Origin of the sequence: Bradyrhizobium sp. (assembly GCF_049512235.1) — a bacterium.
Classification (GTDB): Bacteria; Pseudomonadota; Alphaproteobacteria; order Rhizobiales; family Xanthobacteraceae; genus Bradyrhizobium.
This window is the reverse complement of sequence record NZ_JBEKXH010000340.1, coordinates 1-6,880: the sequence shown is the minus strand read 5'-3', so window position 1 is coordinate 6,880 and position 6,880 is coordinate 1. Positions and strand designations below refer to the sequence as shown.

8 protein-coding genes are annotated in these 6,880 nt (G+C 64.3%); 5 read left to right on the top strand and 3 right to left on the bottom strand.

Going from position 1 to position 6,880, the window contains the following annotated elements; translation table 11 throughout:
* From ABSG20_RS25495 to ABSG20_RS25485, 3 genes are all read left to right on the top strand, one after another.
* The coding region (locus ABSG20_RS25495) for a GAF domain-containing sensor histidine kinase (RefSeq protein WP_423867262.1) at nt 1-1,376 on the top strand (1,376 nt) is incomplete at its 5' end.
* A 125-nt stretch (nt 1,377-1,501) separates the two neighbouring features.
* Nucleotides 1,502-1,915, top strand: coding sequence for a DUF6455 family protein (locus ABSG20_RS25490; protein ID WP_423867261.1), 414 nt, complete (start codon nt 1,502-1,504; stop codon nt 1,913-1,915).
* Between the two features lie 35 nt (nt 1,916-1,950).
* Nucleotides 1,951-2,304 (top strand): c-type cytochrome, encoded by a 354-nt coding sequence (locus ABSG20_RS25485; RefSeq protein WP_423867260.1) that lies wholly within the window; start codon nt 1,951-1,953, stop codon nt 2,302-2,304.
* 55 nt (nt 2,305-2,359) lie between these two features.
* Here the strand turns inward: ABSG20_RS25485 and ABSG20_RS25480 are convergent, their stop codons facing one another.
* Both ABSG20_RS25480 and ABSG20_RS25475 read right to left on the bottom strand, forming a co-directional pair.
* Nucleotides 2,360-3,241, bottom strand: coding sequence for an HpcH/HpaI aldolase/citrate lyase family protein (locus ABSG20_RS25480; RefSeq protein WP_423867259.1), 882 nt, complete (start codon nt 3,239-3,241; stop codon nt 2,360-2,362).
* Nucleotides 3,242-3,577: 336 nt separating this feature from the next.
* Nucleotides 3,578-4,135, bottom strand: a complete 558-nt coding sequence (locus ABSG20_RS25475; protein WP_423867263.1) for an isochorismatase family protein — start codon at nt 4,133-4,135, stop codon at nt 3,578-3,580.
* Nucleotides 4,136-4,409: 274 nt separating this feature from the next.
* Between ABSG20_RS25475 and ABSG20_RS25470 the strand changes: the two genes are divergently transcribed.
* The gene (locus ABSG20_RS25470) at nt 4,410-5,333 is read left to right on the top strand and encodes an AraC family transcriptional regulator (RefSeq protein ID WP_423867258.1); all 924 of its coding nucleotides are present in this window, start codon (nt 4,410-4,412) and stop codon (nt 5,331-5,333) included.
* A gap of 13 nt (nt 5,334-5,346) precedes the next feature.
* Nucleotides 5,347-6,036: a carbonic anhydrase gene (locus tag ABSG20_RS25465; protein ID WP_423867257.1), complete on the top strand. Its 690-nt coding sequence runs from the start codon at nt 5,347-5,349 to the stop codon at nt 6,034-6,036.
* Nucleotides 6,037-6,050: 14 nt separating this feature from the next.
* Here ABSG20_RS25465 and ABSG20_RS25460 read toward each other — a convergent pair.
* Nucleotides 6,051-6,880: MFS transporter (locus tag ABSG20_RS25460; RefSeq protein WP_423867256.1), on the bottom strand; the 830-nt coding region annotated here is incomplete at its 5' end.

The following is a 6,880-nucleotide window of genomic DNA, read 5'->3' as shown; positions in this document are numbered from 1 at the left end:
TTGTGCGCTACGTCATCCGTACGCGGGAAAACGTGATTCTCGATGATGCCTCCAAACCCAACCTGTTTTCTGCGGACGACTATCTGCGCGACCGACGATCGAAGTCGATCCTCTGCCTTCCGCTGATCAAACAGCGGGAGTTGACCGGCATTCTCCTCCTCGAAAACGCGTTGACTTCGCACGCATTCACACCGGCTCGAATGGCGGTCCTGGAACTGCTGGCGGCACAAGCCGCGATCTCGCTGGAGAACACGCGCCTTTATGGCGATCTCCGGGAGCGGGAGGCGAAGGTTCGACGCCTCGTCGACTCCAACATCATCGGAATATGCATTTTCAATCTTGACCGTCGCATCTTGGAGGCCAACGACGCGTTTCTCAGCATCGTGGGATATGGCCGCGATGACGTCAATTCGGGCCGCCTGAGCTTTGCCGCCCTGACACCTCCCGAATGGGCCGAAGCCGACGAACGGCGCTTGGCAGAGTTGGTTTCTACCGGAACCTGGAGACCTTGCGAGAAGGATTTTTTTCGGAAAGACGGCAGCCGTGTGCCCGTGCTTGTGGGTGGGGCCACCTTTGGCGAGCTCCGACATCAGGGCGTGGCCTTCGTCGTCGACCTGACCGAGCGAAAGCGCGCCGAGGCAGAGCTGGCGCACGCGAACCGTGTCGCGACAATGGGCCAACTCTCGGCCTCCATTGCCCACGAGGTCAACCAACCTATCGCTGCCACGCTTTTGAATGCCGGAAACGCTGTACGCTGGCTCGCCCGTCAGCCGCCAAATCTGGAAAAGACCAGGCAGTCGATCGACCGTATTATCAGCGACGGCAGGCGGGCCGCTGATATTGTCAGCCGGATTCGCGATTTCGCCAAAAATGCGCCGGCGCGGAAGCAAGATTTGGAGATTAACGAAGCAATTTTGGATATCATGAGACTGACCCGTGCCGCGATGTCAGAGCATGGCGTTTTGGCGAAGATGCGACTGTCGGAGGGACTGCCGCGCATTTTGGGGGATAGAGTCCAATTGCAGCAGGTGATCCTGAACTTGACCATGAACGCCATTGAAGCAATGAGCGAGGTCGGAGAGGGATCGCGCGAGTTGCTGATCAGCACCAGCAAGGCCGAGTCGGGCGGCGTGCTTGTTGCGGTAAGCGATTCGGGTCCGGGGCTGCCTCCGGCGAACCTCGCGCGCATCTTCGAGGCCTTCTATACGACCAAGGCCAGCGGTTTGGGGATGGGGTTGTCGATCTGCCGCTCCATCGTCGAAGCGCATGGCGGCCGGCTATGGACAACGCCGAACGAACCTCGCGGCGCTGTCTTTTGCATGATGCTGCCGATCGGCGAAAAATCGCTTGAGAACCTGGAGTCATCCGAGGCCTAAGGGCGCGACCATCAGCCGAGGCCAGAATTTGAAGCTGAGACACTCCTCCGCTTGATCTATCGCAACACCTTTGTGCTGGACTGGCGCTCTTATCATCAAAATCCCGCGGCGACCGGAGGTGTTTCATGACCGCCCAGAGCAAGCCATTTCCCGGCGTGGCAATTCTGATCAATACCTTCGGCGACTGGCTGAAGCACCGGCGCGAGCTGAACGAGTTGCGCCAGCTCGGCACCGCGGAGTTTGACCGCATCGCAAGCGAACTGCAGGTTACTCCCGCCGACCTCAACGAGCTGGTGCGTCATGGACCGCATGCGGCGGATGAACTGCCCGGCCTGCTCAAGGCGCTTGGGATCGACGAGGAAGCGCTGGCGCGCGCGGAGCCGCTGGTGCTGCGCGACATGGAGCGGGTCTGCACGCTGTGCCGGGACAAGGGGCAATGCGACCGCGATCTCGCCGCCGGCACCTCCGCCGAACACTACAGGGGATATTGCCTCAACGCTTCGACGATCGACAGTTTGGGCCAAGAGGTCCGCAAATAGTGGACGCAAGCCGACCTCCGGATGAGCCCTCGAAAATGACCCGCCTGGCCTGGATCCATTTTTCGCTCGCCATCATCATCGCGCTCGCGGCGCTGTTTGTCGTCCGCATGCACGATGCCGGCGGAGCAACGCTCGCTACCGACAGCACCGCGGCGGGACATCGGCTGGCCGAAGCCTGGTGCAAGGCGTGTCACGCCATCGATGCGACGATGACCGGCTCCCCGGGCAAAGCGCCGGATTTCGCTGCCATCGCCAACCAGCCATCGACGACGGCACTGTCATTGAAGGTTTTTCTTCAGACTTCCCACAACAGCATGCCCAATCTTGTGATCGCGCCGGGCGAGGCCGACGACCTTGTGAACTACATCCTCAGTCTGAAGCGCGGCTGATCGCCTGGGGGCTTACTGTCCTCCATTTTTGGCGCCGGGTTCGGAAAACGCTGGCCTATGGCTGCCCGATCGCTGCGATGGCGTCCGCGATCGCAATGGTCCGCTTCGCCATCTCGGCGTGCAGCCGTTCCACCATCTGCCCGTCGATCTGGATGGCGCCGCGCGCCGTGTTTTCGGGGCGCTCGAACGCCGCGATCACCTTGCGGGCGTACGCCACCTGCTCGGCCGGCGGGGTGAAGATCGCGTTGCAGGCCTCGATCTGGCCCGGATGAATCAGGGTCTTGCCGTCGAAGCCGAGATCGCGCGCCTGGGTACATTCCTGGCCAAAGCCGTTGAAATTACTGAAATCGCTGTAGGGACCGTCGAGAATTTCGAGGCCATGGGCGCGGGTGGCCAGGATGCAATGGGTGATCAAGGGCAGCATCGCGGCGCGCCCCGGCAGCATCCGGATCCCAGTTTCACGCGAGATGTCGTTCGGCCCAAAGACAAAACCGCAAAGCCGTGTCGCGGCATCGCGCGAGGCGGCCGCGATCTCCTCGGCATGCAGCACCGCGCGCGCGGTCTCGATCATCACCCAGACCCTGATCGAGGGGTCCGCGCCGATGGCGCCGAGGCGGTCGGCGATCGCCTTGAGATCGTTCGCACTGGAAATCTTTGGCACCAGAATGCCGTCGGGCCGGGCCTGGCCTGCCATGGCGAGGTCCTCGATCCACCACGGCGAATCCAGCGCGTTGACGCGGATCAGGACTTCGCGCCTGCCGAACCCCCTGGCGGCAACCGCCTGCGCGATCTGGTCGCGCGCCAGCGCCTTGGCATCGGGGCCCACGGAATCCTCGAGGTCGAGGATGATGCCGTCGGCCGGAAGATTGCGGGCTTTTTCCAACGCCCGCGCATTCGATCCCGGCATGAACAACAGGCTGCGGCGCGGACGAATCATGAGCTCATTCCCTTGCGGATCCCGGCCAAGTTCGGTTCGGCCTCATTGCGCATGATGCTTCGCAAAACCGGGGCTCGCTTCCCCTCATTCATGCTCTACCATGTGGCGAAAACCCAGGTCAATCAAACGGGTTCAACCGGAGCAAGGAGGCTTCGGCTCCTCAACATGAGGGGTACCTCGCATCATAACAGTAGTCATCGCCCGGCTTGACCGGGCGACCCCGCAATCACAGCTGTCAGCGTCTGATCACAAACTTCGGCGCTCACATAGGCGCGTTGTCTGCAACATCGATGATGGCGAGGAATTTCATTTCGGACGCCGCATTCGTCCACTGAATCAGCCGCCGAGCGCTTCGTACATGAGCTGGAGCGTGGCGCCGCCAGGTTCGGTCGTGAAATCGCCCGCCAGTTCCGCGCAAACGGTGACGCACGACGTCGTCGCGCCCCCCGCGGCGACAATCCGACGCCAGGCCGCGTCCTCCGTTCTCATATCGATGCCGCCGCAGGCGTCGACGACGGCCATAACCTCGTAGCCGGCTCCGAGCGCGTCGAGCGCGGTCCTTTGCACCACGATCTCGCTCGCCACGCCGGAGAGGATCAGTACTTTCCGGCCGCTGGCCCGCAGATCCGCAACCAGGCTGGCATCGGCAAAAGCGGTCGTTTGCGTCCGCATCCGCGGCGCCGCGCCGCCAAGCGCGCCGATCACTTCGGCAGAGTATTCGCCGCCGGGCGGCACGGCGGAGAGGAACGCGGGCAGGCCGTGCAGCGTCGCAAGCCTGGCGAGAATGCCCGAGGTGCGGCGCAGCCGTTCGAGGGAGACCGTCCGGCTGGCGCCCACGATCTCCATCTGCAGGTCGAGAAAGAGCACAGCCGCGTTTGCGCGGGTCGGGATCATCACGGCGTCGTTTCCTCATTGCTGCTCGCAGAGACAGGTCGTTGCGGCGGCTTTCGCCGTCGCCTCCGATGCGCCATCTTGACTTTCCATGCCGGCCAAGTCGCACGGCTTCTTGCGCAAATAACGCCCGCTTGCGCAAAATTTGCGCGTCGCGAACCTATTGCGTGCCTTGCCGCCCGTTGTTAGCGTGAAAATCGCAGTCGGAGCAGCGCACAGGGATTTTTTCCGGGAACGGAAACTGCGGCCACCCCGCCTGATGGCGCGAGAGTTTTTGATGGCAGAGTCGCGAGCAGAGGGTAACGACGGTTCGGAACCAACGGGCTACTTCGACCAGCATGGCGCCAAAATCGATGCGGGGGCGCGATTGGTTGGGATAGAACAGGGTTGGAGCGCGCCGATCGCCTTCATTCACGCCGCCGAGGGCTTTGGCGAGCAGGTCTGGGTTCCCGGATGTCCCGAGAACGTTCTCTCGATCTGGCTCTCCGGCGCGCGCACGTCTTGCCGATGGGGTCCGAGCGCGGGAAAAAGCACCGAGCATTTCGCCTACACCTTGCAGCCGCGCGGCGTCCCCAACCATTTCGAGGCCAAGGGCGCGGTGAGTTTCGCACAAATCTTTCTGCCGGACGCGCTCCTCGACAGCGTCGCAGATGGTCTTCGTCCGGGTGCTGGGATCAGCGGATCGCTGCGCGACGATGTGATCTTCAAGGCAGACCGCGAACTCAACGCACGTCTCGCCATGTACATCCGCGCCGCGCGTACCGGCGCGGATGTGAGCCGGGTCGAAATAGATGCGCGCGCCATCCTTATCACGGAGCGGCTGCTCGCGCTTCACCATGGTCTGGGCGCCGCCGCGCCAGCCGAGCCGCGAGGGCTCGCCGCCTGGCAACTCAAACGAGTGCGCGCGTTTCTCGAACAAGCGAGCCATCAGCGGGTCACACTCGCCGAACTCGCCGGGGTCGCGCGACTTTCGCCGTTCCATTTCGCGCGCGCCTTCAGGGCTGCGACCGGGGTGCCGCCGCACCGCTACCAGATGCGATTGCGCATCGAACGCGCCAAGGCCTTGCTGGCAGGCTCCGACAAGCCCGTCGGTGACGTCGCCGCCGAAGTTGGCTACGCCAATCAGAGTTATTTCGCACGGCTGTTCCAAGCCGAGGTCGGAACGACGCCGGCGCGATACCGCAGGGAGCGCCGAAAATAGGCTCATCGCGCCCATGTCCACGAAACCGCAGCCGGTCCTTGCCATGCCATCCACCGCCAATTCCCTGTTTCCGCAACGTCTGCTCGACGGCTACCTCACCTTTACCTCGCAGCGGCTGCCCACCGAGCAGTCGCGCTATCGCGAACTGTCCGAGCGCGGCCAGTCGCCCGAGGTGATGGTGATCGGCTGCTGCGATTCCCGGGTCTCGCCGGAGGTGATCTTCGATGCCGGCCCCGGCGAATTGTTCGTGGTGCGCAACGTCGCCAATCTGGTGCCGGTCTACGCGCCCGACGGCGGCGCGCACGGCGTCTCGGCGGCGCTGGAATACGCTGTCCGGGCGTTGCACGTGAAACACATCGTGGTGCTCGGCCACGCCCAATGCGGCGGCATCCGCGCCTTCATCGATAAGATCGCGCCGCTGTCGCCGGGCGATTTCATCGGCCGCTGGATGTCGATGTTCGTCAAGCCCGGTGAGCAGGTCGGGCAGCGCGACCACGAAACGGCGCAGGATTTTGCCACCAGGATCGAGAAAGCGGCGGTGTTCCGCAGCCTGGAAAACCTGATGACCTTTCCGTTCGTGCAGGCGCTGGTCGAGCGCGGCGAGCTGCAGCTGCACGGCGCCTATTTCGGCGTCGCCGAGGGCTCGCTGTCGGTGCTCGATCCCGTGGCGAAGGAATTCAAGAGCGCGGGGGAAATCGCGTAGGGATACGGCAGGCCCTATCGCGCCGCCGGCCTGGCCAGCAGCGGCACCAGGCACATCAGCGCGGCGAGCAGCCAGAACGACGCGGTCAGGCCCACGGCTTGCGCCACGAATCCCACCGCCGCCGGCCCGGCCAGGATGCCGGCATAGCCGGTGGTCGTGACCGCCGCGATCGCGAGCGCCGGCGGCATGGTGTGCTGGCGCCCGGCGGCGCTGAACAGGACCGGGACCAGGTTGGCGGCGCCCAGTCCGATCAGGAGAAAGCCGGCCATGGCGAGCGGACGCAGCGGCACCGCGAGCAGCACCACGAAGCCGGCGACGGCTAGGAGCCCGCCAACGATCAGCACCCGCCGCGGCCCCAGCCGGGCGACGATGGCGTCACCCAAAAGCCGGCCTGCGGTCATGGCGATGGAAAACAGCATGTAGCCCAGGCCGCCTTGCGACGGCGGCACGATATCCGCCGTGGTGATCAGCAACGCGCTCCAATCGAGGATGGCGCCTTCGATCAGGAAGGTGACGGCGGTGAGACCGGCAATCAGCAGCACGATCCCCCTGGGAAAGGCGAAAGCGGCCGCGCTTGCGGCTGGCTTGATCCGCAGCAGGCCGCCTGAAGCGCCGCCGATGATCGCCAGCGTCAGCACGCCCCAGCACAGTGCGGCGGGCAGCGGCGCCGTGCCCAGCGACAGCAGTAGCGTGATGCCGCCCGAGCCGGCGAATCCGCCAATGCTGAACAAAGCGTGGAAACCCGACATCAGCGGCCGCTTGGCCGCGGCTTCGACTTCCACGGCGTGGGCGTTGATCGCCACGTCCAGCGTGCCGATCGAGGCGCCGAACCCCAAGAGCGCCG

Bases quoted from the DNA above. Each gene is read 5' to 3' on its own strand.
- ABSG20_RS25490 (WP_423867261.1), top strand. From the start codon at position 1,502: ATGACCGCCCAGAGCAAGCCATTTCCCGGCGTGGCAATTCTGATCAAT.
- ABSG20_RS25485 (WP_423867260.1), top strand. From the start codon at position 1,951: ATGACCCGCCTGGCCTGGATCCATTTTTCGCTCGCCATCATCATCGCG.
- ABSG20_RS25480 (WP_423867259.1), bottom strand. From the start codon at position 3,241: ATGATTCGTCCGCGCCGCAGCCTGTTGTTCATGCCGGGATCGAATGCG.
- ABSG20_RS25475 (WP_423867263.1), bottom strand. From the start codon at position 4,135: ATGATCCCGACCCGCGCAAACGCGGCTGTGCTCTTTCTCGACCTGCAG.
- ABSG20_RS25470 (WP_423867258.1), top strand. From the start codon at position 4,410: ATGGCAGAGTCGCGAGCAGAGGGTAACGACGGTTCGGAACCAACGGGC.
- ABSG20_RS25465 (WP_423867257.1), top strand. From the start codon at position 5,347: ATGTCCACGAAACCGCAGCCGGTCCTTGCCATGCCATCCACCGCCAAT.